Genomic DNA, 218 nt, shown 5'->3' with positions numbered 1-218 from the left:
GTCGGCGCGATCCTGACGATCTTCCTCGCCGGACTCGCTATCAGCGCGGCGGCGATCGTGTGGTTCTCGCTGCTCATCCGCAAAGCCCTGCTGCTGGTCGCCATCGTGTTCGGGCCGGTCGCCCTGGCCGGGGCGACATGGGATGCGACCAAGGGATGGTTCGCCAAATGGGCGACCTTCGTCATCGCCCTCATCTTCTCCAAGCTCGTCCTCGTCGT

Annotated in this window: 1 pseudogene; it reads left to right on the top strand. The window is 65.1% G+C overall.

The features are described 5' to 3' along the window. Positions 1–218: pseudogene (locus tag B4E96_RS04530) on the top strand (conjugal transfer protein TrbL); the annotation flags it as partial.

The sequence above is a fragment of the Brevibacterium sp. UBA7493 genome, from assembly GCF_002479565.1.
Lineage (GTDB): Bacteria > Actinomycetota > Actinomycetes > Actinomycetales > Brevibacteriaceae > Brevibacterium > Brevibacterium luteolum.
Note: the sequence above shows the minus strand (reverse complement) of the source record. Positions and strands in the feature narration are given on the sequence as shown.